This window comes from Planococcus salinarum (assembly GCF_007004625.1).
GTDB classification, from domain to species: Bacteria; Bacillota; Bacilli; order Bacillales_A; family Planococcaceae; genus Planococcus; species Planococcus salinarum.
In genome coordinates this window covers 182,899-204,843 of the sequence record NZ_VIFV01000001.1, presented here as the reverse complement: position 1 = coordinate 204,843, position 21,945 = coordinate 182,899, and the positions used below count along the sequence as shown (strand labels likewise).

The following is a 21,945-nucleotide window of genomic DNA, read 5'->3' as shown; positions in this document are numbered from 1 at the left end:
CGAGAAACCGACAACTTCTCCAATCATTTCGCTCTAGGCGGACGCATTCCGCGGGGAGCGGCCTAAGCCTCCTCGCTCGCTTCGCTCACTGCGGGGTCTCAGGCTCGCTCTGGTTCCCGCAGGAGTCGCCGCCTGACGCTTCATTCTGTTTTGTGCAGAATGGAAGTATCCACTTTCTAGCTTGCAACACACATAAAGTGTATTCCTTTATAGAAAGTGATCTGAGATATGGAGCAAAACAGCGAAGACGCCCAGGGGAGCAGGCGAATGCCGACGAAGTGCTGAGATCCACTCGGACGAAGTGAAACGAGACCGAGTTAGCTCAGCGCGAGCCCCCAGGCAAGCGAAGCTGTTTTGCGGAATATCGATTTTAATGTTTCTTTCTCAACAAGCTGTAACAGTCCCGGCATGACGCCGGGGCTGTTTTTATGTATATGGGCCATTTTGTTGAAAACCGCTGATAACCGGGAATGGCCATCAACAGATCTTTCGCGGTTTAATTTGGAGTCGGGCAAAAGGTACATGTGTCAAAATGCGGAAGCTCTTTATACAGGCAACAGGTTTTCCGCAATGGACCCGAAACGGCTTGCCGGAGTGAGGTGTCTCCCAGCAACCGTGCAAAATGGGATTTGCGCATCGGTGTCCAGTTCGCCGCATCCATCAGCCACTCCAAATCCTCTGCGGCCCGCCTCGGATCACGTTGTTCCAGATTGGCATAAAACCAGATGACCGAACCCAAAATGTTGTCCCACAGAATAATCGGCGATATTTTTACCGAGCTGCGAAATGCTTCGATCAGGGCAGCAGTCTGTTCGTGCAAAATATAGTGGAAAGCTGAAAAGCGTGCGCCGGCTTCGATCTTTTTGAAGCTGGAAGAAGAGACGTGGGTCTCCAATAAATTGAACCCGTAATTATGTACCCGATTGAAGGCCAAATCTTCGGCCGGGCATTCGAAATAGCCGTTTTGATACGTCAGCAATTGAAATTGCGCCGACACGAACAGGGCGTATTGCCGGAAAAAATAAGAGACTGCCACGCCTTCGTTTTCGGCGCCGCTCCAGGCCATCAGTTCTTCTATCCTGGTTTCGACAGCGCGTGCCAGAGGATTCGCCGGGGAACGGTCCACGGCAACAGACTGGAAAGCCAGCATAATTTTTAATTGATCGGGAAATGCCATGAAAAACCGTACTCCTTTTCCTCCTATGCTACTGAAAGGAGGGGAGAATTGCAAAGTGATAAGCAGCGGTTATGAATAATGATAAAAATTCGCTTCTTTCATTTGCCGGGCGCAATGGGTACTCTTAAGAAGAAAGGGGTGGGAAGATGGAATTTTCAATTGACAGGATCGATCATGTTCAAGTAGCTGCACCTCGCGGCAGCGAAGTGGAGGCAATCGGATTTTACAGCGGTATTCTGGGGATGAAGGAAGTCGGAAAGCCGGAGCCGTTGCAGGCAAGAGGCGGTGTGTGGTTCGAATTCGGAAGTTTCCAGCTCCACGTCGGCATCGAAGAACCGTTTGCTCCTGCCAGAAAAGCACATCCGGCTTTCAGAGTCAGCGGTTATGAGGAAATGCAAACGCAGCTGAAAGAAAAAGGGATGGAAGTTAAAGTCGATGACAGTATACCAGGGGTGGAAAGGTTTTTTGTGTTCGATCCGTTCGGCAACCGGCTTGAGTTCCTGAAATAAACGCAAAAAAGCTCCGCGGCTTCGCGGAGCTTTTCATTTTGCCAGGGGGCAATATGGGCATTTATCGCCATCCGGCAATTCTTTAAGCAAACAGCACGTAATCCGTTTGTAATCGTCCTTAGCTTCTTCAAAGCTGCGTTCTTTCAAAAATTGGCGGAAATAGGATCGCTTCATTTCCGGCTGCCACAACTCATCTGCAAGTAGGGTAGCCGCATCTGTTTGCCCCTGTTGGCTGTCCTGCATTCCGTACATCCAGATAATATACCCCCAAAGGTTTTCCCAAAGGATAATTTTCGACAAATGACCCGCTTGCCGAAATGCTTCGACAACCGGATAAGCGTACTGTTTCACTACAAATTCCAAATCGCCATCTCGCCGCTCACGGATAAAACGGGCATCAATGACAAAACCGAGATTGCCTTCCGTATTTTCAATATACACCTCATCCAGCGGGCCATCCCACATTTTGCCGTGGACCAACAAGTAAAGCTGAGCAGTGATGAAAAAACCGAAGCGCCTCATGAAGATAGACGTGGCTACGGCTTCACTTGGTGCTCCGGTTGCATCGGTAATCTCTTTCATGAGATCGGGAAAGCGGTTCGTCATGGCTTCGCTCATACTCATGGAGCTAGCTGCGGCGTTACGGACTTTCACTTGGAAAAGCTCAAGTTCCTCCATATTATGATCCCAGCGCTTCACGGATTTCTGGGACAATACAGCGCCCTCTGCCGAACGGAACGCAATGCGGTGTGCCGAAAAGCGGATCTTTTGAAACCTGACATTCCATTCCGAAAACAGAACGAACCAAGTCGCAATTGATAATACTTTCAGGAGTTCCCTGGCCAAAAACTTCGCCGTCTTTTATGGCAATGATGTTATGGGCATAGCGAGAAGCCAGATTCAGGTCATGCAGCACCATGATAATCGTGCGGCCATGAACTTCATTTAATTCAAACAATAAATCCAAAATCTCGATTTGATGGGTCATATCCAGAAATGTGGTTGGCTCGTCCAGCAGGATGACATCTGTGTCCTGTGCAAGTGTCATGGCAATCCAGGCGCGCTGGCGCTGGCCGCCGGAAAGTTCATCCACCGGCTTGTCACGGAATTCATCAACACGGGTGGCTTTCATCGCAGCTTCCACTTTTTCTGTGTCTTCTTCCGTCCAACGTTTCAGCCACGATTGGTGCGGATAGCGTCCTTGCTTGACCAAATCGTGTACAGTCAATCCTTCCGGTGAAACCGGGGATTGGGGAAGGATCCCCATCTTCTTCGCGACTTCCCGTGAAGACATCTTATGAAATTCTTTGCCTTCAAGCAAAATCGAACCTTCCTGCGGTTTCAGCAGACGGGCAATCGAGCGTAAAAGAGTCGATTTACCGCAACCGTTGCTTCCCACAAAAACAGAAATTTCGCCCCGGGGGATGGAAAGGTTCAGGTTTTCAAAAAGAAGTTTATCATTGTATCCGATTGATAGATTATTGGTTCTGACAGCCATAGTCATCTTTCAATTCCTCCACATCTTTAGCCATAAATCTAACTGATAGTAGTTCTCATTAAATTCACTATATCATAAACGAAAGATAAGTGAGAATGATTTTCATTATTTTTTCATGTTTTGCTTTACAAATGTGACAGAAGGTCCTAAACTAAAAACGAATTGAGAATCGTTATCATATAACTTGGAGGTTACATCATGAAAAAATGGAAATTGTTCTTATTGGCTTCAACGATGCTGTCCTTGGCAGCATGTTCATCAGGAGAAGAAGATACAGCAACTGAAACTGACACCGGGGGAGACCCGGTTACGATACAGGGAACAAACGGGGAAGTCACTTTGGACGAGCCGGCTGAGAAAGTCGTTGTGCTTGAATGGACATATGCTGAAGATTTATTGGCAGTGGGCGTGCAGCCTGCAGGTATGGCAGACATTGAATCATATGGAGATTATGTCAATATCGAACCACAATTGGACGACACAGTAATCGATGTTGGCGGCCGCCAGGAACCGAATCTTGAAGCTATTGCAGAGATTGATCCGGATCTGATTATCGGTGTAGATTTCCGCCATACTGCGATGCTTGAAGAATTGGAACGTATCGCACCGACTGTCATCTTCAATCCGTATCCCGAAGATGAAAGCATCGATCCTTATCAGGAAATGGAAACGACATTCCTTGAAATTGCCAAAGCTGTAGACAAAACAGAAGAGGCTGATGAAGTTCTTGCAGATCTTGAAGAAAAATACGAAGAAAGCGCGGCTGAAATCGAAGCTGCCGATCTTGAAACAAATGACGTTATTTTGACGCTTGCTTATTCAGGTCCTCAGGCGCCGGAAATTCGGGTTTTCACGCCGCATTCAATGGCTTCCGTCATCCTCGAGCGTATCGGTTTGAATAATGTTCATGAGCCGGAAGAATTCCAAGTATTCGGTTCGAGCACATTCAACGTGGAAGGATTGGTTCAGTATGAAGATGCCAATTACCTCTACACTGTTCCGGATGAAGATAATATCTATGAAAATCAGCTTGCTGGCAATGCCGTATGGGAAAATTTGAATTTCGTCGAGGAAGGCCGCACATATGATTTGGGGCCGGACACTTGGTTATACGGCGGTCCTTTATCCGCTGAAACATTGATGGACCAAATTACAGACGTGATGGTGAATAATTAATGCAAGGCAAACTGAAAGCGAAGTCCTTTGTCTCTTTGGCAGGGGGCTTTTTCCTGCTTTTCGCGTTATCTGTTATCCATTTGACTCAAGGGCAGGCGGATTACTCGATTTCCGAGTTGCTGTCCGGAGTCTGGACAGAAGGCAGGATACAGGATATCGTCACCAGTTTAAGATTGCCCCGTCTGACTATCGGCATTCTGGCAGGCGGTGCGCTGGCAGTTTCCGGCGCTGTCCTGCAAACATTGACGAATAATCCGTTGGCGTCTCCGGGCACGCTCGGCATCAATGCTGGCGCATTCTTTTTTGTCGTCATTAGCACCATCTTTTTCCCGGCCCTTGTGGGAGGCTTTCCTTTTGTGACAGCCTTACTGGGAGCCGTTCTCTCGTCATTACTCGTAATCGGACTCGCCGGAAAGCAAATGGATCCCGTCCGCGTCGCTTTGACCGGAATGATCATTGCGTTGCTCTTTTCATCGATGACAGGCACGATGCAATTGCTTTTTGAAAATGAAACCAGCGGGCTTTTCCTATGGGGATCCGGCACGCTGGTGCAACTGAACTGGGGAGGGACACAATTCGCAGCGCCCGTGATTTTCGTCACGTTTGCTGCGGTCCTGTTGTTGGCCAAGCCGATGGATACTCTGTCCCTCGGTGAAGACATTGCTTCTTCTCTGGGGCAAAATGTCCGCATGGTAAAACTGGCGGCGTGGACAACCGCCATTGTTTTGGCGGCTACTACGGTGAGTGTTGTCGGTCCGATCGGTTTTATCGGTTTGATGGCACCGCACATTGTCCGCATGATGGGAATTCGCGGCCACCTGCAAATATTGATTCATTCGTTTCTATGGGGCAGTGTCATGCTGATCGGAGCAGATGTGCTCGGGCGGCTGATCCAGCCTGGCCAGGAAGTCCCGGCAGGCGCAATGACCGCGCTGATCGGCGGCCCGTGGTTATTATACCTGGCGTGGAAAACTGCACGATCAATGAAACGCGGCGAACGTCAAATGGGTGGTACCACCAAACCGGTCCGATTAAAGATGCTTGTGCCTATTTTAGTGGGGTCAATTGTCATCATCACAACGCTGGCATTAAGTTACAATGGCAGCGCCTGGAATTTCAATTGGTTATCGCCGGTTGTCTGGGACTTTCGCGTGCCAAGGGTATTGACGGCATTCATTGTCGGCATAATGCTGGCGATTACCGGCGTCATTCTTCAAGGCGTCCTGAGAAACCCCCTGGCTGATGCCAGTGTGCTCGGTGTAACCTCGATGGGGGGAGCGGGAGCTTTGCTCTTATTGGTCGTATTTCCGGCAATACCTCAGGCGTTCCTGCCGCTTGGTGCAACATTTGGTGCATCGTTGGCACTCGGGATCATCCTCTTGACCGCCTGGAAAAACAATTTCCAGCCGATGCTTGTCGCTTTAATGGGGATTGCCATTTCAGCTTTTGGTTCTGCAGCGACCCAAATTCTGGTTGTCAAAGCAAAACTTGCAGTTGCCAGCGCGCTCGTCTGGTTGTCCGGCAGCACTTACGCCAAAGGATGGGACGATGTGCAGTTTGCGCTGATTCTGTTTGCATTATTTATCTGGCCAGCAGTTTATATCACGCGGAGCCTTGATACATTGACTTTCGGAGACGATGTCGCTGCAGGGTTGGGCCTGAATATCCGCTCGACACGTGTATTTGCGCTTATCGTAGGTGTAGCAATTTCGACGGCGGCCGTATCGATTGTCGGTACCATCGGCTTTATCGGACTGGTCGCTCCCCATATCGCGAGGCGCCTTGTCGGCTTCCGGCATTTGCCGCTGATGCTGTCATCTGGACTGATCGGCGGACTGCTGCTCGTAACAGCAGACTTCATCGGCCGCATCCTGATTGCGCCAAATGATATTCCGAGTGGCCTCGTGGTCGCCTTAATCGGAACACCGTATTTGTTGTATTTGCTGAAGAAGATGAGATAAAACAAAAGGGACTGCCTCGTCGGCAGTCCCTTTTTCTATAATTTTTTAATTTTGCAGTGCGACAGCTGGTCCAAAGAATTCGAAATGGATCTGGTCGTCAGTCATGCCGAGATTGCGAAGTTCGCCGATCATGCTTTCCATGAATGGAACCGGACCGCAGACATAGACTTCACCGGTAACATCGATCATTTCCTCAAGCACTTCACGAGTGATGAACCCTTCCGGCTGGTCAGAGTATAATGTTTTGTATTTTGCATTGTCCATTGCTTCCACGTATTTCTGGATATCCTTATCAAATGCGTGCAGGCTTTCATTGCGTGCCGCGTGAAGGAAAGCGGTCGGACGGTCAGGCGTCGACGTTGCCACCGTTTCGAACATGCTCATCATCGGTGTGATGCCAACGCCTCCGCTGACGAATGCGACAGGGGATTTTTTCGTAGCATCAAGCACGAATTCACCTGCAGGAGCACTTACTTCAATAACATCTCCGACATTTACATTGTCATGGAGGTAGACAGACACCCGGCCGTTCGGATCGTTGTCGGCTTCGCGTTTCACGGAAATGCGGAATTCATCCGGTTTTGCCGCTTGGGACAGGCTGTATTGGCGGTTGAATAAATACTCTTCACCCGGAATCGTCAAACGCACGGAAATGTATTGGCCAGCTTCGTAGGCGGGAACGTTGGAACCATCGGCCGGAGTCAGGTAGAAAGAAGTGATGTTTTCGCTTTCTTTTTCTTTTCTGGCAACCGTAAAGTTCTTAAAGAATTTCCAGCCGTTTTCCTGGCTTTCCATTTTCTCATACATGCCTTGTTCCACTCCGATGAATGCATCAGCGATTACGCCATAGGCTTCAGCCCATGCATTGATGATGTCGTCCGTTGCAGCGTCTCCCAAAACTTCTTTGATCGCTTTCAGTAAATACTCTCCCACAATCGGATAATGTTCAGGTCTGATGCCGAGGCTCACGTGTTTATTTGCAATCTGGACAACTGCCGGAAGAATCGCTTCCAGGTTATCGATATGGACGGCAGCCGCGTAAACGGTATTTGCCAAAGCGGCCTGCTGACGCCCCTGTTTCTGATTGGCATGATTAAATATATTCAATAATTCCGGATGGGCTTCAAACATATTTTTGTAGAAGACCGTTGTAATGGCAGTGCCGTGTTCTTCCAATACTGGGACAGTGGATTTGATGATTGCTTTTGTTTCTGTTGATAACATGATCAATCTCTCCTTTTGTTTTCTATAGTTTGACTATAATACTGTTCCGGCATTAAAGATATATTTAAAATACCACTTTAATATTATAGACACAATTGCAGTCACATAAACGTCACATCGGTAGAGGTTGCTTATGCTGTCCTGATGCCATAGCAACCGATATAATGAAGGGACAGGAAGGTGAAAATTATGAGATTAACGATGTATACGGATTTTTCACTGCGGATTCTGCTGTACCTTGGTTCCAAGGAAGCTGGAACTTTATCGACTGTCCAGGAAATTTCGAGTGCATATAATATATCGAAGAACCATTTGATGAAAGTTACATTTGAACTGGGTAAAGCAGGGTTCATTCGGACTGTCAGGGGAAGAAATGGTGGAATTCAATTGGCGGATGCGCCGGAGAATATCAATATCGGTACTGTCGTCAGGAAGATGGAGGACGACTTTCATCTTGTGGAATGTTTTGACCGAGAACATAACCGCTGTCCCATCGCACCGGTGTGCGGGCTGCGGGGAGTATTGGGGCAGGCGCTCCATGCATATCTGTCCGTGCTGGATGGCTACACGTTGGAAGACTTGCTGGTGAACCGGCAGGGGTTGCGCGAAATATTGAACACATAAAAACGGCCCGATTATAAATCGGACCGTTTTTATTATCCCATTTGAAGTTCTACCGGATCCTGGCCTTTCTTATTCATGAGGCGCACACGGTCCGGGTGTATTCTTAATATCAACAGATTTGGATCATCGGGTCCGCTGAACCAGCCCGTCAAGTGCTCATTCCATACTTTTTCGATGATTTGAGAATCATCATGTGCGGCCATACGGCCTTCGATTTCGAGGTAGGTATCCCCGACGCCTTCGCCTTCATAGCCAAGTAGGATATGGGCATGGGGGTTCGCTTCCAACTCGTCAACTTTCTGCGTTTTTCTGCTGGTGGCGGTATACAGGGTGAAGCCGTCATGGAAAAATGTCATATAACGCGTATGTGGCTTGTTCCCTTTGACTGTGGCAAGGACACCGACTTTGCTGCTGTCGAGAATTTCAAGTGCTGCTTTTTTTGCTTCGTCATGATTCATCCAATCACTCCTTTATTCCTTTTATTCCTTTTTAAGTTGTTGCTAAACCTTCCGGAGACCCAAAATGAAACAAAGCCCCCCAAAACGTCTGTGTTCACCAAAGAACTGTTTGACGGAGTCAAACAGTTCGGGAAGCGGGTATTTTATGAGCCGGGATACTTTTCTTCGCTTGAAGAATCGCTTTTTGTTTCACGTGGATGTTTTTCTTCCCGCTGCTCCTGCTTCAGGTCCTCCAGGGGAATCGAATCTACGTTCATCTGTTCTTCGTGCATATCGGAAAGTGATTCTTTATCAGTTTTGGATTGTTCGGGATTGTCCATTGGAGCACCTTTTCTGTCTTTGCGGTCGTCTTCAGTAAAATGTTTTTTATCTGCCATAATGGAACACCTCTTTCGGTTAGTCTAGTTTGTATATTCCTGTTCTGGATGGATTTAAAACATTGGAGGGTTGTTTTCAAAGCGGAATTACACTATCAAGTTGCAGTGTATCAAATATAGTGCGAGAGACGGTTTATTTATGTGATAAAATGTAATCACAGGAACGAGAGGAGCAATCATATGAATACACAACCTTCCATCAATGTTGGGGGATTAAGTTTTGAATGGGATCTTGAGGCTGGAAAATTCCAGTTTGAAGGACAGGACTCTGTTCTCTTCTGGACTTCTACAGCGATGAAAATGTTTTTTGATTCCATTGAAGAAATTGCGGGCGAAGACGCTGCCGAAGTGGTGATGGAGACAACGGGGTATCGCCAGGGGATGGTAGTCGGCCACTACTTTTCTGAAATGGAAAATGTTGATATAGCAGAAGCGTCAGCATTGATAACCAATACATACGCCTCGGCCGGCTGGGGAGTTGCCGAAATCCATAAATTGGATGTCGATAAAGCAACTTTAGAGGTCCATTTGAAAAACAGCTGGGAGCATAAAATCAATGTTGCCCAACAAAAAAAGACAGGTGGAAGCTTTCTGCCTGCACATTATGCCGGAATTTTCACGAAGCTTTTCGGGAAAAACATCTGGTATGAAGTTGAACATCATCAGATAGACGGTTTTAATGAAAGCATCATCCGTTATTTGCCTTCAGAACAGACCATTGAAGAAAATATTCACCGGTTGGCCCGCACGAATGAAGCGCGGCAGATTCACCGGCTTGAAAAATTAGTGGATGAAAAGACCAGTGAGCTGACAAGGCTCGTCAAGGAGCTGTCATCGCCGATCATTCCTGTTTTGGAAGGAATTGTAGTGGTGCCGCTGCTCGGCACTTATGACGAAGTTCGGGCAGAGGAATTGTTGATCAAAACCCTGCAGAACCTCCCAACATACAAAGCGAAATATTTGGTGCTCGATTTGACGGGTCTGAATAATAATTTCACGCAGCAGGCGGCTGGACTGATCGAAAAGCTCGGTGCAACAGCAGGGCTCATCGGCACAGAAACAATTCTGGTGGGAATTTCTCCGAAAATGAGCATGGTGATAGGTGAAAGTGGCATCGATATTCTGAAGTTCAATTGCTTTCAAACGCTGCAGCACGGAATCCATTACGCCCTGGCGCAAAATGGACGCAGTCTCTTGTAAGTGCAAAATAAAAAGCGCCAGGAAGGCGCTTTTTATTTTGCCGTTTTAACGATTTCAACGATCAGCTGTGCAGCTTTTTCCATGTTTTCAGCAGAGATGAATTCGTATTTTCCGTGGTAATTTTCGCCGCCAGTAAAAATGTTGGGGGTCGGCAAGCCCATATAGGACAGCTGCGAACCATCCGTTCCGCCGCGAACCGGCACAATATGGGGTTTGATGCCGAGTGTCTTCATGGCATTCTCTGCAGCATCGACAATTTCCATCACCGGCTCGATTTTTTCCCGCATATTATAATACTGATCCTCCAATTGGAGTTGGAGAACTTCCGGCCCATATTGTTCCTGGAGCTTGGCGGCTGTCCCTTGCATATGTGCTTTTTTCGCTTCAAATTTTTCTTTATCAAAATCACGGATGATGTAGCTCAGGACAGCCTGTTCCACATCACCTTTGAAGCTGTTCAGATGAATGAACCCTTCATAGCCTGCCGTTTTTTCCGGAACTTCATTTTCAGGCATTTCGTTCTGGAATTTGATGGCGATGGTGGATGCATTGACCATTTTGTCCTTTGCAGATCCCGGATGGACACTTTTTCCCTGGACGGTCAATTTTCCTGCAGCGGCATTGAAACTTTCGTATTGAAGTTCGCCAAGCGGGCCACCATCAATGGTGTAGGCGTATTGTGCCCCGAAACGTTCGACATCAAACTTATGGGGACCGCGTCCAATCTCTTCATCCGGTGTGAATGCGACACGAATCTTGCCATGTTCTATTTCCGGGTGCTGGAGGAGGTATTCCATTGCTGTCATGATTTCAGCGATACCGGCTTTATTGTCGGCGCCGAGAAGGGTTGTGCCGTCAGTGGTGATGAGGGTATGGCCGGTGTAATTCTGCAAATCAGGAAAGTCTTCGACAGCCATCGTAACTGAGCCATTCAACGGAATGTCTTTTCCGTCGTAATTGTCAATGCGCTGTGGATTGACGTTTTTGCCCGTAAAGTCAGTAGCGGTATCAACGTGGGCCAGAAAGCCGATAACTGGTATTTCCCTGTTTGAAGTGGAAGGAAGAGTGCCGAAAAGATAGCCGTGTGCATCCGTTTCGACTTCGTCCAATCCAATTTCCTTCATTTCCTTTTCCAATTCCCGCAGCAAATTCCACTGGCCGGGTGTGGACGGGGTTTCGTGGTTTTCAAAATTGGATTGGGTATCGATTTTTGCATAACGCACCAATCGTTCGATCAAAGTTTCAATCATGGATATAGACCTCCTGATATATGTAATACCCTTATTTTAACACGAATGAAATAAATACAGTAAATCTTCGGCAAAAGTAAAAAACTGCCGATCCCTTAATGCGGATCGGCAGCTTTTTTGCGGAGAATTGAGGATACCGTATTTTCGGAGCCATCCCGGATGCGCCTGATGTTTTCAAGGTGTTTCCATAATGCCATTGTCATTAATGCAAGAGCGGTGACATACGGCCATAGCCCATCCGCCGGCCAAAAAGCGATAAGGAGGAACACTGTATACAAAGCCAGCACCCCGATGACCAGATAGTCAGTGGCAAGAGAGACCGCGATGAGCAACCCCAGCCCAACCAGGCCGAGTTGCCAGTCCAGCGCAATCATAACACCGATGACCGCCGCCGTTCCCTTGCCTCCATTGAATTTCATGTAAAAAGGGAAGTTATGGCCCAGAACCACTCCGGTGGCGACGAAAAAGAGGATGGCCCATACCGTTTCGGGCGGCAGACTGCTGGCGCCAAGCAACATCCGCATCGCCATTACCGCGGCAAAACCTTTGCAGATGTCGAGAAACGCGACCAATGCCCCGTATTTCCATCCAAGAACAATTGCCGCATTGGACGCGCCCGAATTTTTGACGCCGGCAGTTTTGATGTTTGTGCCGGACAGCAGCTGAGCAACAAGGGAGCCATGCAGACAGCCGATGATATAGCCTGAAATGAGTGCGGAAAAAATCCAAAGAATCATAAAATGCTTCCTGCCTTTCTGAATAAGGAACGTTTGAACCGAGAAGAAGTTTCAAAATAATCCGACAACCTCCTTGACAAAATATCGTATCATTATTTATACTTCTCAACAAGATGGAAAACTGAATCTGAATACTCTTATCGAGAGTGGCGGAGGGACTAGGCCCTATGATGCCCGGCAACCACCAAGCAACCCGGCTTGGAAAGGTGCTAATTCCTGCAGACTGGAACGACAGTCTGGAAGATGAGAGGAGGAAACTCCGTGTATAGCGGCCCTCTTCTAATTAGAAGGGGGCCTTTTTCTATTCCCTCATCTCCTTTACGGACCATCTTAATAAGTTGTAAAAATATTTTTAAGAAGTCGATATTCCGCAAAACAGCTGCGCTTGCCGGGGGCTCGCGCTGAACTAACTCGGGCCTATGCCCGAGTGGATTTCAGCACTTCGCTTGGTCCCCAAGGCGTCTTCGCTGTTTTGCTCCATATCTTTAGAGACTTCTCTCAGCGCCGGCGCGCCTCCGGACTGGGCGAAGCAATAAGACGAGTGCGCTTCTCGGCTTATTGCGGGAGCCTTGTCCAAAGCGCCGAAGCGACATATCCATGCTAATTCTTTTTCTCAAATTTAAAAAATATTGGAGGAATAAAAAATGACAAATTTCAAACCCGAGACACTTTTGCTTCACGGCGGCCAGCAGCCGGATCCCGAAACAGGTGCGCGCGCAGTGCCCATCCATAAAACAACGTCGTATGTCTTCCGGGATACAGAACATGCCCAGAACCTGTTCGGTTTAAAGGAAACCGGCAATATCTATTCACGCATCATGAACCCGACAGTGGATGTCTTTGAACAGCGTGTGGCACTTCTGGAAGGGGGAACAGCAGCCGTTGCGCTCTCTTCCGGAATGGCGGCCATTGCATTTTCAATTCTCAACATCGCAGAAGCGGGAGATGAAGTGATTGCGGACAGCAGCCTTTATGGGGGGACCTATAATTTATTCGCCAAAACGCTTCCGCGTTATGGCATTACCGTTAAATTCGTGGACGGCACAGACCCGGAAAATTTCCGCTCCGCCGTTACCGAAAGGACAAAGGCGTTCTTTGGTGAAACCATAGGCAATCCTAGCCTCAACGTTTTTGATGTGGAGCGGGTGGCGGCGATTGCACACGAATACAATATACCGTTATTGATCGACAACACATTCGCTTCCCCTTACGGCAGCAATCCGCTTGCCTTCGGTGCAGATGTTGTCATCCATTCTGCGACGAAATGGATCGGCGGCCACGGTACCGCAATCGGCGGAATCGCAGTGGACGGAGGAAAATTCAACTGGAACCACGAAAGGTTTCCAAATTATACAGAGCCGGATGACAGTTACCACGGCATCCGTTATGGCATTGATGCAGAAGGAGCTTCTTTCGCTACAAAATTGCGCGTCCAGCTGCTGCGCGATTTCGGTCCGACATTAAGCCCCGACAGTGCCCATGCATTTTTACAGGGATTGGAAACTTTGCATTTACGGCTGCCGAGACACAGCAGCAACGCAGGAATCATCGCAGAGTATCTGCGGAGCCACCCACAGGTTGAATGGGTCAATTACATCGGCTTTGAAGACCATCCCTCCCACGGGCTGGCCCGGAAATATTTGAAGGACACGTTCGGTTCCATTGTGAACTTCGGTATCAAAGGCGGCAGGGAAGCGGGCAGACGAGTGATTGACGGCGTCGGACTGTGGTCGCATGTGGCAAATGTAGGAGATGCAAAATCATTGATCATTCATCCCGCATCGACAACGCACCAGCAATTGAGTGCCGAAGGACTGGCACAATCCGGCGTGACAGAAGAATTGATCCGTCTGTCAGTCGGATTGGAAAATCCGGAAGACTTGATTGCAGATTTGGAGCAGACCATCAAAGCCGCTGCGGTGCAGCAAGTATAGGAGGAGAACGACATGCCGACAATAGCAATCGGGAATCTGGCATTGGATGGAGGAAACGTGCTCGAAGGAGTGGGGTTGGCATATGAACGCAGCGGCAATCCGGATGGACCGGTGATTCTAATTTGCCATGCGCTGACGGGCGACCAGTACGCTGTCGGCACGGATGAAGCTCCGGGCTGGTGGAGCAGGCTGGCCGGTCCGGGGAAAGCGGTGGATACCGATAAATTCCAGGTGATTTGCTTTAATGTACTGGGTGGCTGCAACGGCTCGACAGGTCCCCAGTCAATTAACCCGAATACTGGCACACCCTACCGTTCCGATTTCCCTTTGCTGACCATTAGAGACATGGTCCGTGCTGAATACCAGGCATTAAAAATTCTTGGCATTGAGAAAGTGAAGACCGTAATCGGCGGATCGCTCGGGGGCATGAAAGCCCTCGAATGGGGAGCGTTATACCCGGACTTTGCCGAAACCATTGTGCCGCTTGCAGTCAACCCGGCTTTCACCAGCTATGCACTTGCCTTTAATCACATCAGCATCCAGGCCATCGAACATGACCCTGACTTTCAAAAGGGGAATTATGGAGGATCTTCCGATTTCAAAGGATTCCATTTGGCGAGGATGGCAGGGATGATCAGCTACCGGAGCGGCAAATTGTTTAACGACCGTTTCGGACGAACTGCCAATGGAGTGAATTTTGAGGTGGAGTCGTACCTGGATTATCAGGGCGGAAAACTGGCTCGGCGCTTCGATGCCAATAGCTACCTGATCCTGTTGAAAGCGATGAACAGCCATGATGTGGGTGAACGGAAAATAGCATCCCCGATTCTTTCAATCTCATTTACACATGACCTTCTGTATCCGGCTGAAGGAATGGTTACCTGGCTCCAATTTCAGCCAGAAGCATCGTGGGAAGTCATTGAAACCGATTTTGGCCACGACGGCTTTCTGGTCGAGTTTGAGAAATGGGGCGGCTTGATCCGGAAGTTTCTGCAAAAACAGCATCAAGCCAATGCGGCACAGTGAATAGCACAACGAGAAAAAGCATCCTCAGGGGATGCTTTTTCTGTGTTTGCTGTCCAGACTCCAACGGCCCAGCTCTTCGGGTCATAAGTCAACTCAGCTGCGTGGCAAAGACCGCCACTACGCTGATCTTGCTAAAACCTGCTCCTGCATCGCTGCGCTGCTTCGTCGCAAGAGATAGGCCCAAACAAGTTTGGGCTATCTCTCGCTGTCGCTTTTCTTTGTCCAGACTCCAACGGCCCAGCTCTTCGGGTCATAAGCCGGCCCAGCTGCGTGGTCGAGACCACTTCACTGTTCCGTCTTATGCCTTTCAGAGCTTAACGGGCATTGTCGCTTTTCTACTAATCTTCATCTTTAATATCCACATCATCCGGAATTGGTGCCGCTTTCCATTCTTCCAGTTCCTGTTTGGCCTGTTCCAGCTGTTGGAAATGCGTGTCAAATTGAGAGGTGTTGACCATGTATTGTTCTCCATCGTGCACTGCTTTGATACGTCCTTCCAGTATATATCTGTTGACTTGCTCTTGCGGCATGGACAAAAAATTAGCAGTTTCCGGGACTGTCATATACATAAGATCGCCTCCTCTTTTTCTTTTATTATAATAGCTCAGAAGCAGTATCTCAAACGATTGGAATAATGGTATGGTATTTGATATAACTGGAAATCAGAGGTGCAGGATATGAACGGGATACCATATATAATGGTGCTGCTTGCCGCGATGCTTTGGGGCACGACCGGCACAGCACAAAATTACATTTCAGGAGACGCACATCCGCTGACAATCGGCGCATTCCGTTTGATGATCGGCGGATTTTCCCTGCTGCTGTTCACGCTGATGACCAAAAGATTCATTTTTCGAAACGTCCATTGGCCCGCGGTTCTGCTGTCCGCACTCAGCATGGCGCTCTTTCAGCCATTGTTCTTCTCGTCGGTCCAATTGACGGGAATCGCAGTTGGCACCGTCGTTGCAATCGGCAGTGCACCGGTTCTTGCCGGCATGATCGAATGGCTGTTTCTGAAAAGGCGTCCCGACCGGATTTGGGCAACGGCTACACTTTTGGCAATACTCGGTTGTATTTTGCTTTTCGCCAACAGAGGAGCGGCAGATGTCAATTCGCTCGGTGTTGCCATGGCGCTTGGGGCGGGACTATCTTTTGCGCTGTATGCGATTGCCAGCAAATCGGTTCTCCAAACGATGGAAGCTGTGCCGGCGGTGTCCCTTATTTTTTCGATTGCCGCCATTTTTTTGATGCCTTCCTTATTGTTTTTGGATCTTTCTTATATTCTGATTCCTGCCAATGTGGGCATCATCGTGTATCTTGGTTTTGCTGCCACAAGCCTTGCCTATATTTTATTCTCCAGAGGCCTGAAAAGGATTCCTTCTTCTTCAGCTGTTACTTTATCTCTCGCTGAACCCCTTACAGCTTCCATTCTTGGAGTTCTGGTTGTCGGAGAAGTATTGAGCGGGTTGTCGTGGATCGGAGTTGTTTTATTATTGGGCGGCATCCTGGTCCTCACGCTTGGCAAAAAGAAAAAAGTAGAAGAGAGTATGGAAATTTCTTAAGAATTTCTTCATATTTCTCATAGCTTCCGCTTAAGATTTACCCACTATGATAAGTGAAGAGAAGAAAGAAGGCGATGGAATGAATCAGTTTACAGTCCTGGTGACGGACGATGATCAGGATATCCGCGATGGCATTGAAATTTATTTGAAAAATGAAGGTTATCGTGTCCTGAAGGCGGAAAACGGCAAAAGGGCAATCGAATTGCTGGAAGACAATGAAATCCATGTCATCATCCTGGATATCATGATGCCGCTGCTTGACGGAATTTCGGCAACGTTCAAGATTCGGGAACAGCGTAATATCCCAATCATCATGCTCAGCGCCAAAGCCGAAGACTCGGATAAGATTCACGGCCTGTCAGTTGGAGCAGATGATTATGTGACGAAGCCGTTCCATCCGATGGAACTGGTGGCACGGGTCAAATCCCAACTCAGACGTTACGTGAGTCTCGGGACGTATCATGATAAATCCCAGCGTATCGAAATTGACGGCCTGATGATGGACCCGGATGCGAAAGAAGTGCTTCTTCACGGGGAGTCTGTAAAATTGACCCCGATTGAATTCAAGATCACGGAATTATTGATGGCCAATGCGGGGCGGGTCTATTCGATACGCGATATATATGAACGGGTCTGGAACGAACCGGCCTACAACGCTGAAAATATTGTGGCCGTCCATATTCGGAAAATACGGGAAAAAATTGAAACGGATCCGAAAAATCCAAGGTACTTGAAGGTGGTGTGGGGCATTGGCTACAAAATTGAAAAATGATTTCTGGTCTGTGATTGCCGTTACGCTTGCATTATTCACCTTGCTGTATTGTCTGTCATTCTTTTGGGACAGTGTTTTTAACTCACCTGCGGCAGATCTGCTGGCATCATTGAGAACCATGTCCAAAGGGGATTTATAAAGATGAAAAATTGGTTGTGGCTGGCGACGTTGTCAATCGTGCTGATTGGCATTTTCAGTTTAATGGAGTTGGGTCCGAAGTATTTCGGGAAATCCTATCTCGAGACTTATGACTTTAAAGAAGAATACCGCGATTTTATTAATCGGTTGGTGGTGTTGGAATTGGATCCCCCGACAGCGGAAACGGAATTTCCGGTGACGATGGAAGAAATCGAAGAGTACCGGACAAGATACGGTACATTGGCAGAACAGCTTCAAAGCATACAGGATCAATATAATCCCGATATTGATGCTGCAAGGGAAGCCGGAAACGACAGCCTGGCCGAAATCCTGACAGAAGAGCGAGATGGAAAGATCGGAATGATCCGCGATAATTTTGCGGATGATGATACTGTGAGAGGAAAAATCCTGGAAGAAAAACAAATGGCAGCAAAAGTGGCAGTGAAAGGCATACTCAATGAGGAGGGAGACTTTAACTCTCAATATTCCTATTATGTTTATCACTTAACCAATACGGAAACAGGAGAAAATTTCAGAAAAGGTGATTTGGTCAGCAATCCTTTTTTCGAGAAGAAATATTCGAATGCTGTGCCGCTTCAATCAACTAACGATGAGTTATACTACTCAAATTACAATAATACGGAAATGAGGATACCTGGATCTGATTCCGGGTTCAAAGGCATAGTCCAGATTGACCGGTCCCTTCTTGCATCAAGCGACAGGGGTATTAGTCTGATACGGCATCATTACATTCAAAATATGCTTTATATTCTCGGGGCTTTGGCAATTGCCGGAATCGTACTATTGTTTACTAAGCTGCGTTTTGAACGTAATGCATTTCTGAAGATGCCTCTTTATAAAAGGTGGGCGGGATGGTCTCTGGAAATCAAACTTAGTCTCCTTATAATTTCTTTATTAATCGCTATTCCTTACGGTCTTATAAATACTTTGTGGGAAATGGAACAGGTATACTATGACAACCCAAGTAATTTTATCTGGCAGAATTTAAAAAATATAGCATTGACTACAGTGTTTCTGGGATTGCTGATTCTCCAAAGTATTTGGTTCTTCTCCTATTATAAAAGCTCAGAAAAACTGGTCGAAGACTATAGAAACAGTTATTTGGAAAGAATGCTGCAGATGGTGCGTTACGCTTTCCTGAAAAAATCAATGGGCGTTCAGATGTTGCTGTTGCTGATTGTTGTTTTCTTTTGGGGAGTGGGAACATTGCTGGTGTTTATTATGCCGGAAGCGATTCTTATCTGGATTCCGGCTACCCTGTTCATCGGCCTGCCGGTCCTGCTGTCGATGTTGAAACGGTTCGGCTACATGAATGTGTTGATGGACAGCACGCAGGCGATTGCGGATGGCAGTCTGAATGAACAGATTCCTGTGCGGGGCCGTTCGCCGCTTGCGCAGCATGCCGTCCAATTGAACCGGCTGAAGGAAGGGGTCCGCCTGTCGATGTCGGAACAGGCCAAAAGTGAACGGCTGAAGACGGAATTGATTACAAATGTCAGCCATGATCTGCGCACTCCGCTGACTTCCATCATCACCTATACCGATCTGATGAAAACGCCCGAGCTTTCAACAGAAGACCGGTTGGCATATGCCGAAATCCTCGACCGCAAGTCACAGCGGCTGAAAACGCTCATCGAAGATTTGTTCGAAGTCTCCAAGATGGCGAGCGGCAATATGGAACTAAATCGTCAGCGTGTCGATTTCACCCAATTGATGACGCAGGCATTTGCCGAACATGCGGAAGACATTGCTGCTTCCGGTTTGGATTTCCGGATTTCATCGCCGGAGCAGCCGGTTTACATTCTGGCGGACGGTCAGAAGTGGTGGCGTGTATTGGACAATCTGATTTTAAATGCCATCAAATACGCGTTGCCGGGCACCCGGGTTTTTGCGACTCTCAAAGAAACGGACGGCCAGGCCGAGTTTGTGATGAAAAATGTCACCCGCTTTGAATTGGGTGAGAATACCGATGAATTATTTGAACGTTTCAAACGGGGCGATGTGGCGAGACAGACGGAAGGTTCCGGTCTGGGGCTTGCGATAGCCCAGTCGATCGTCGATCTCCACGGAGGAACGATGAAAATCGAAGTGGACGGCGATCTGTTCAAAGTGACTGTTTCATTGCCACGTATATAAAGGAATTCAAACGGCTGTGCCCACTTGGCACAGCCGTTTGAATTTTCTTTCTGCCAAGAACCGGTCAGAATGTTTTGAAAAATAGAGGCAAGGGGATATGAATAGAGACAAAAAAATTTGAATGGAGGTCGAGAAATGGATACTAGCGGTTATTTCAATAATTTCATGAACGCGCTTCCTGAAATTCTCCTGGCGATTCTTGTACTTATTATCGGTTATATTGTAGCCAAGGCGGTTGAGAAAGGAGTTTATAAATTATTGGACAAATCACAGCTTGATGAAAAGGCGGGCATGAAACACCAAAAATACAGCCTGTCGAAAATCATCAGCAAAATCATATTCGTACTGATATTGCTTTTCACTTTTGCACTGTTCTTCAACATTCTGAACCTTGGGGCAATCGGAGGGCCTTTCCTCGGCATCTTCGATAACTTGTCCGCCGCATTCCTGAGCATTTTAAAAGCAGGCCTGATCCTGTTATTGGCCTGGGTTTTGGCGACAGTCGCAAAACGCCTCATTTTAATGGCGGGAAGAAAATTTGATTTCGGCAAAGTTACGAAGAAGACCGGAGCTTCGAAAGATGAAACGGTGAAATGGACGGAAACTGCAGCGAATATCGCTTTCTATCTGATTCTGCTGCTTTTCCTTCCGGCAGTTCTCAGCGCCTTGAATATCGATGGCCTGAGTGAACCTTTCTCGAATATGCTCGCCAGCGTCCTGAATTTCATCCCGAAACTTATTGCAGCGGCAATCATCTTTGGAATAGGCTGGATTGCAGCGACAATCGTCAAGAAAATCCTTTCAAAATTCCTGGAGTCGATCGGAACAGACCGGTTGGCTGCAAAGCTTAAAGTTTCTCAATTCTTCAGCGGTACAAGCGTTTCGAATGTCATCGGCATCATCGCATTTATCCTGATCATGCTGCCGGTGACAATTGCGGCACTTGAAGTACTTGCCCTCCGTGGAATCTCCGGACCGGCAATCGCCATGCTGAACGAGATACTGGCAATGATTCCAAATATTATCGTAGCGATTCTGCTGGTACTCGCAGGGATTATCATAGGCCGTTGGGTCAAAGATGTCGTTATCCAGTTAATGCAGAATCTTGGCGTCGATTCCCTGACAGAAAAAATGGGTGTCAGCAGGACTGCGGATCCGGATGCAGATCCATCTGCCTACTCACTTGCCAAAATCATCGGCGTGGTGGCGCAGGTAGTGATCATCCTATTATTCACAGTCGAAGCGCTTCAATTATTGAACCTTGAATTCATGGTATCATTGGCAACCGGAATTTTTGCCTATCTTCCTGCAGTCATTGCAGCATTGGTTATCCTGGCCGTCGGGTTCTGGTTGGCCAATCTGGCTGAAGACTTTATCGGCAGCGTCTTCAAAAAATCTTCCGGTGGACCGCATGTTCTGCGGTATGTAGCGAAATATGCCATTCTTGCATTCGCATTCTTTATGGCGCTTGATCAACTCGGCATTGCTGCTTCCATCATCAACTCGGCCTTTATCCTGATCCTTGGAGGCGCAGCGCTGGCATTTGGACTTGCCTTCGGTTTGGGTGGCAAGGAACATGCAGCCCGCTATTTGGATACCATGGAGAAAAGCTTGCAGGAAACAGAAGTGGATCAGGAAGAATGGGATACAAAGAAACGGGAGGCAGAAGCTAAAAAAGTTGCGCTGGACAAAGAAGCGAAAGCGGCGATCGACCCGATTGTAGAGAAAACTTCACCGGATGAAAGACATCCATATGATGGAACAAAAGGTACGAAAGATACCACAAACATGGATGACGCGAAATTTACAAAAGATACGAAAGATACCACGAATATAAATGACACAAAATTTACAAAAGATACCACGAACACGAATGACGCGAAATTTACAAAAGACAAAAAAGACACGTCAACTGACTTGCCAAAGAATGACAATCAAGATACGCGTGCTAAAAGGACAGGACGAAACCGTAATTCGAATGACCCGTTCAAAAGAAAATAAGCACAAAAAGAAAAGGCGGCCGCGGCTTGCCTTTTCTTTTTGTGCTTTTCTGGTGTCCAGACTCCAGCGGCCCAGCTCTTCGGGTCATAAGCCGACACAGCTGCCGTGGCAAAGGACGCCACTCTGCTGTTCCGTCTAAACCCTTATTGCTCCTGCATCGCTGC

21 protein-coding genes and 1 riboswitch are annotated in these 21,945 nt (G+C 47.7%); of the genes, 12 read left to right on the top strand and 9 right to left on the bottom strand.

The window, feature by feature from the left end; genetic code table 11:
- Positions 1-496 precede the first annotated feature (496 nt).
- Positions 497-1,177, bottom strand: coding sequence for a hypothetical protein (locus tag DIJ65_RS01975; RefSeq protein ID WP_117299551.1), 681 nt, complete (start codon positions 1,175-1,177; stop codon positions 497-499).
- A gap of 146 nt (positions 1,178-1,323) precedes the next feature.
- On the opposite strand from DIJ65_RS01975, the gene DIJ65_RS01970 reads away from it, so the two are divergent.
- Positions 1,324-1,686, top strand: a complete 363-nt coding sequence (locus DIJ65_RS01970) for a VOC family protein (RefSeq protein WP_117299552.1) — start codon at positions 1,324-1,326, stop codon at positions 1,684-1,686.
- Between the two features lie 33 nt (positions 1,687-1,719).
- Here DIJ65_RS01970 and DIJ65_RS01965 read toward each other — a convergent pair whose 3' ends face one another.
- Both DIJ65_RS01965 and DIJ65_RS01960 read right to left on the bottom strand, forming a co-directional pair.
- On the bottom strand, positions 1,720-2,400 hold the full coding sequence (locus DIJ65_RS01965) for a hypothetical protein (RefSeq protein ID WP_117299554.1): 681 nt from the start codon (positions 2,398-2,400) through the stop codon (positions 1,720-1,722).
- On the bottom strand, positions 2,366-3,190 hold the full coding sequence (locus DIJ65_RS01960; RefSeq protein WP_117299556.1) for an ABC transporter ATP-binding protein: 825 nt from the start codon (positions 3,188-3,190) through the stop codon (positions 2,366-2,368). The genes DIJ65_RS01965 and DIJ65_RS01960 overlap by 35 nt, the downstream gene beginning before the upstream one ends.
- 192 nt (positions 3,191-3,382) lie before the next feature.
- Between DIJ65_RS01960 and DIJ65_RS01955 the strand changes: the two genes are divergently transcribed.
- Together DIJ65_RS01955 and DIJ65_RS01950 are read left to right on the top strand one after the other, a co-directional pair.
- Positions 3,383-4,360: an ABC transporter substrate-binding protein gene (locus tag DIJ65_RS01955; RefSeq protein ID WP_117299557.1), complete on the top strand. Its 978-nt coding sequence runs from the start codon at positions 3,383-3,385 to the stop codon at positions 4,358-4,360.
- On the top strand, positions 4,360-6,321 hold the full coding sequence (locus DIJ65_RS01950) for an iron ABC transporter permease (protein WP_117299559.1): 1,962 nt from the start codon (positions 4,360-4,362) through the stop codon (positions 6,319-6,321). Before DIJ65_RS01955 ends, DIJ65_RS01950 begins: the two co-directional genes overlap by 1 nt.
- A gap of 45 nt (positions 6,322-6,366) precedes the next feature.
- Here DIJ65_RS01950 and hmpA read toward each other — a convergent pair whose 3' ends face one another.
- A complete protein-coding gene (gene hmpA, locus DIJ65_RS01945; RefSeq protein WP_117299560.1) occupies positions 6,367-7,545 on the bottom strand; it encodes an NO-inducible flavohemoprotein in 1,179 nt (392 codons plus the stop codon).
- A gap of 189 nt (positions 7,546-7,734) precedes the next feature.
- Here hmpA and DIJ65_RS01940 point away from each other — a divergent pair, with 189 nt between their 5' ends.
- On the top strand, positions 7,735-8,169 hold the full coding sequence (locus tag DIJ65_RS01940) for an RrF2 family transcriptional regulator (protein ID WP_117299562.1): 435 nt from the start codon (positions 7,735-7,737) through the stop codon (positions 8,167-8,169).
- Between the two features lie 32 nt (positions 8,170-8,201).
- On the opposite strand, the gene DIJ65_RS01935 is transcribed toward DIJ65_RS01940, so the two are convergent.
- Positions 8,202-8,627 (bottom strand): pyridoxamine 5'-phosphate oxidase family protein, encoded by a 426-nt coding sequence (locus DIJ65_RS01935; protein ID WP_117299564.1) that lies wholly within the window; start codon positions 8,625-8,627, stop codon positions 8,202-8,204.
- Between the two features lie 143 nt (positions 8,628-8,770).
- Positions 8,771-9,004 carry a hypothetical protein gene (locus tag DIJ65_RS01930; protein WP_071151815.1) on the bottom strand — a complete coding sequence of 78 codons (234 nt, stop codon included), beginning with the start codon at positions 9,002-9,004 and terminating at the stop codon, positions 8,771-8,773.
- Positions 9,005-9,184: 180 nt separating this feature from the next.
- Between DIJ65_RS01930 and DIJ65_RS01925 the strand changes: the two genes are divergently transcribed.
- Entirely contained in the window at positions 9,185-10,204 is a 1,020-nt protein-coding gene (locus DIJ65_RS01925) for an STAS domain-containing protein (RefSeq protein WP_071151816.1), read from the top strand.
- Between the two features lie 32 nt (positions 10,205-10,236).
- On the opposite strand, the gene pepT is transcribed toward DIJ65_RS01925, so the two are convergent.
- Positions 10,237-11,454: a peptidase T gene (pepT, locus tag DIJ65_RS01920; RefSeq protein ID WP_117299565.1), complete on the bottom strand. Its 1,218-nt coding sequence runs from the start codon at positions 11,452-11,454 to the stop codon at positions 10,237-10,239.
- Between the two features lie 95 nt (positions 11,455-11,549).
- Positions 11,550-12,191 (bottom strand): glycerol-3-phosphate acyltransferase, encoded by a 642-nt coding sequence (locus tag DIJ65_RS01915; RefSeq protein WP_117299567.1) that lies wholly within the window; start codon positions 12,189-12,191, stop codon positions 11,550-11,552.
- 134 nt (positions 12,192-12,325) lie between these two features.
- Positions 12,326-12,441, top strand: a riboswitch (SAM riboswitch).
- Positions 12,442-12,835: 394 nt separating this feature from the next.
- Here DIJ65_RS01915 and DIJ65_RS01910 point away from each other — a divergent pair.
- Positions 12,836-14,125, top strand: coding sequence for an O-acetylhomoserine aminocarboxypropyltransferase/cysteine synthase family protein (locus tag DIJ65_RS01910; protein ID WP_117299569.1), 1,290 nt, complete (start codon positions 12,836-12,838; stop codon positions 14,123-14,125).
- 12 nt (positions 14,126-14,137) lie between these two features.
- Positions 14,138-15,151 carry a homoserine O-acetyltransferase MetX gene (gene metX, locus DIJ65_RS01905; protein ID WP_117299571.1) on the top strand — a complete coding sequence of 338 codons (1,014 nt, stop codon included), beginning with the start codon at positions 14,138-14,140 and terminating at the stop codon, positions 15,149-15,151.
- 338 nt (positions 15,152-15,489) lie between these two features.
- Here metX and DIJ65_RS01900 read toward each other — a convergent pair whose 3' ends face one another.
- Positions 15,490-15,720, bottom strand: coding sequence for a helix-turn-helix domain-containing protein (locus tag DIJ65_RS01900; RefSeq protein ID WP_117299572.1), 231 nt, complete (start codon positions 15,718-15,720; stop codon positions 15,490-15,492).
- Between the two features lie 108 nt (positions 15,721-15,828).
- On the opposite strand from DIJ65_RS01900, the gene DIJ65_RS01895 reads away from it, so the two are divergent.
- The 5 genes from DIJ65_RS01895 (at position 15,829) to DIJ65_RS01880 (ending at position 21,781) form a co-directional block, all read left to right on the top strand.
- Positions 15,829-16,713, top strand: coding sequence for an EamA family transporter (locus DIJ65_RS01895; protein ID WP_117299574.1), 885 nt, complete (start codon positions 15,829-15,831; stop codon positions 16,711-16,713).
- 79 nt (positions 16,714-16,792) lie between these two features.
- Positions 16,793-17,485 carry a response regulator transcription factor gene (locus DIJ65_RS01890; protein WP_117299576.1) on the top strand — a complete coding sequence of 231 codons (693 nt, stop codon included), beginning with the start codon at positions 16,793-16,795 and terminating at the stop codon, positions 17,483-17,485.
- Positions 17,463-17,624 carry a hypothetical protein gene (locus DIJ65_RS16210; RefSeq protein WP_154718711.1) on the top strand — a complete coding sequence of 54 codons (162 nt, stop codon included), beginning with the start codon at positions 17,463-17,465 and terminating at the stop codon, positions 17,622-17,624. Before DIJ65_RS01890 ends, DIJ65_RS16210 begins: the two co-directional genes overlap by 23 nt.
- Before the next feature lie 2 nt (positions 17,625-17,626).
- Positions 17,627-19,780 (top strand): HAMP domain-containing sensor histidine kinase, encoded by a 2,154-nt coding sequence (locus DIJ65_RS01885; RefSeq protein ID WP_117299578.1) that lies wholly within the window; start codon positions 17,627-17,629, stop codon positions 19,778-19,780.
- Between the two features lie 135 nt (positions 19,781-19,915).
- A complete protein-coding gene (locus DIJ65_RS01880) occupies positions 19,916-21,781 on the top strand; it encodes a mechanosensitive ion channel (protein WP_071152162.1) in 1,866 nt (621 codons plus the stop codon).
- Positions 21,782-21,945 lie beyond the last annotated feature (164 nt).

What these genes read in the sequence shown, in the direction of transcription:
- DIJ65_RS01955 (WP_117299557.1), top strand. Translation starts at nt 3,383, where the DNA reads ATGAAAAAATGGAAATTGTTCTTATTGGCTTCAACGATGCTGTCCTTG.
- DIJ65_RS01900 (WP_117299572.1), bottom strand. Translation starts at nt 15,720, where the DNA reads ATGTATATGACAGTCCCGGAAACTGCTAATTTTTTGTCCATGCCGCAA.
- DIJ65_RS01910 (WP_117299569.1), top strand. Translation starts at nt 12,836, where the DNA reads ATGACAAATTTCAAACCCGAGACACTTTTGCTTCACGGCGGCCAGCAG.
- DIJ65_RS01890 (WP_117299576.1), top strand. Translation starts at nt 16,793, where the DNA reads ATGAATCAGTTTACAGTCCTGGTGACGGACGATGATCAGGATATCCGC.
- DIJ65_RS01975 (WP_117299551.1), bottom strand. Translation starts at nt 1,177, where the DNA reads ATGGCATTTCCCGATCAATTAAAAATTATGCTGGCTTTCCAGTCTGTT.
- DIJ65_RS01970 (WP_117299552.1), top strand. Translation starts at nt 1,324, where the DNA reads ATGGAATTTTCAATTGACAGGATCGATCATGTTCAAGTAGCTGCACCT.
- DIJ65_RS01895 (WP_117299574.1), top strand. Translation starts at nt 15,829, where the DNA reads ATGAACGGGATACCATATATAATGGTGCTGCTTGCCGCGATGCTTTGG.
- DIJ65_RS01880 (WP_071152162.1), top strand. Translation starts at nt 19,916, where the DNA reads ATGGATACTAGCGGTTATTTCAATAATTTCATGAACGCGCTTCCTGAA.
- DIJ65_RS01885 (WP_117299578.1), top strand. Translation starts at nt 17,627, where the DNA reads ATGAAAAATTGGTTGTGGCTGGCGACGTTGTCAATCGTGCTGATTGGC.
- DIJ65_RS01915 (WP_117299567.1), bottom strand. Translation starts at nt 12,191, where the DNA reads ATGATTCTTTGGATTTTTTCCGCACTCATTTCAGGCTATATCATCGGC.
- pepT (WP_117299565.1), bottom strand. Translation starts at nt 11,454, where the DNA reads ATGATTGAAACTTTGATCGAACGATTGGTGCGTTATGCAAAAATCGAT.
- hmpA (WP_117299560.1), bottom strand. Translation starts at nt 7,545, where the DNA reads ATGTTATCAACAGAAACAAAAGCAATCATCAAATCCACTGTCCCAGTA.
- DIJ65_RS01925 (WP_071151816.1), top strand. Translation starts at nt 9,185, where the DNA reads ATGAATACACAACCTTCCATCAATGTTGGGGGATTAAGTTTTGAATGG.
- DIJ65_RS01940 (WP_117299562.1), top strand. Translation starts at nt 7,735, where the DNA reads ATGAGATTAACGATGTATACGGATTTTTCACTGCGGATTCTGCTGTAC.
- DIJ65_RS01950 (WP_117299559.1), top strand. Translation starts at nt 4,360, where the DNA reads ATGCAAGGCAAACTGAAAGCGAAGTCCTTTGTCTCTTTGGCAGGGGGC.
- metX (WP_117299571.1), top strand. Translation starts at nt 14,138, where the DNA reads ATGCCGACAATAGCAATCGGGAATCTGGCATTGGATGGAGGAAACGTG.
- DIJ65_RS01930 (WP_071151815.1), bottom strand. Translation starts at nt 9,004, where the DNA reads ATGGCAGATAAAAAACATTTTACTGAAGACGACCGCAAAGACAGAAAA.
- DIJ65_RS01960 (WP_117299556.1), bottom strand. Translation starts at nt 3,190, where the DNA reads ATGACTATGGCTGTCAGAACCAATAATCTATCAATCGGATACAATGAT.
- DIJ65_RS01935 (WP_117299564.1), bottom strand. Translation starts at nt 8,627, where the DNA reads ATGAATCATGACGAAGCAAAAAAAGCAGCACTTGAAATTCTCGACAGC.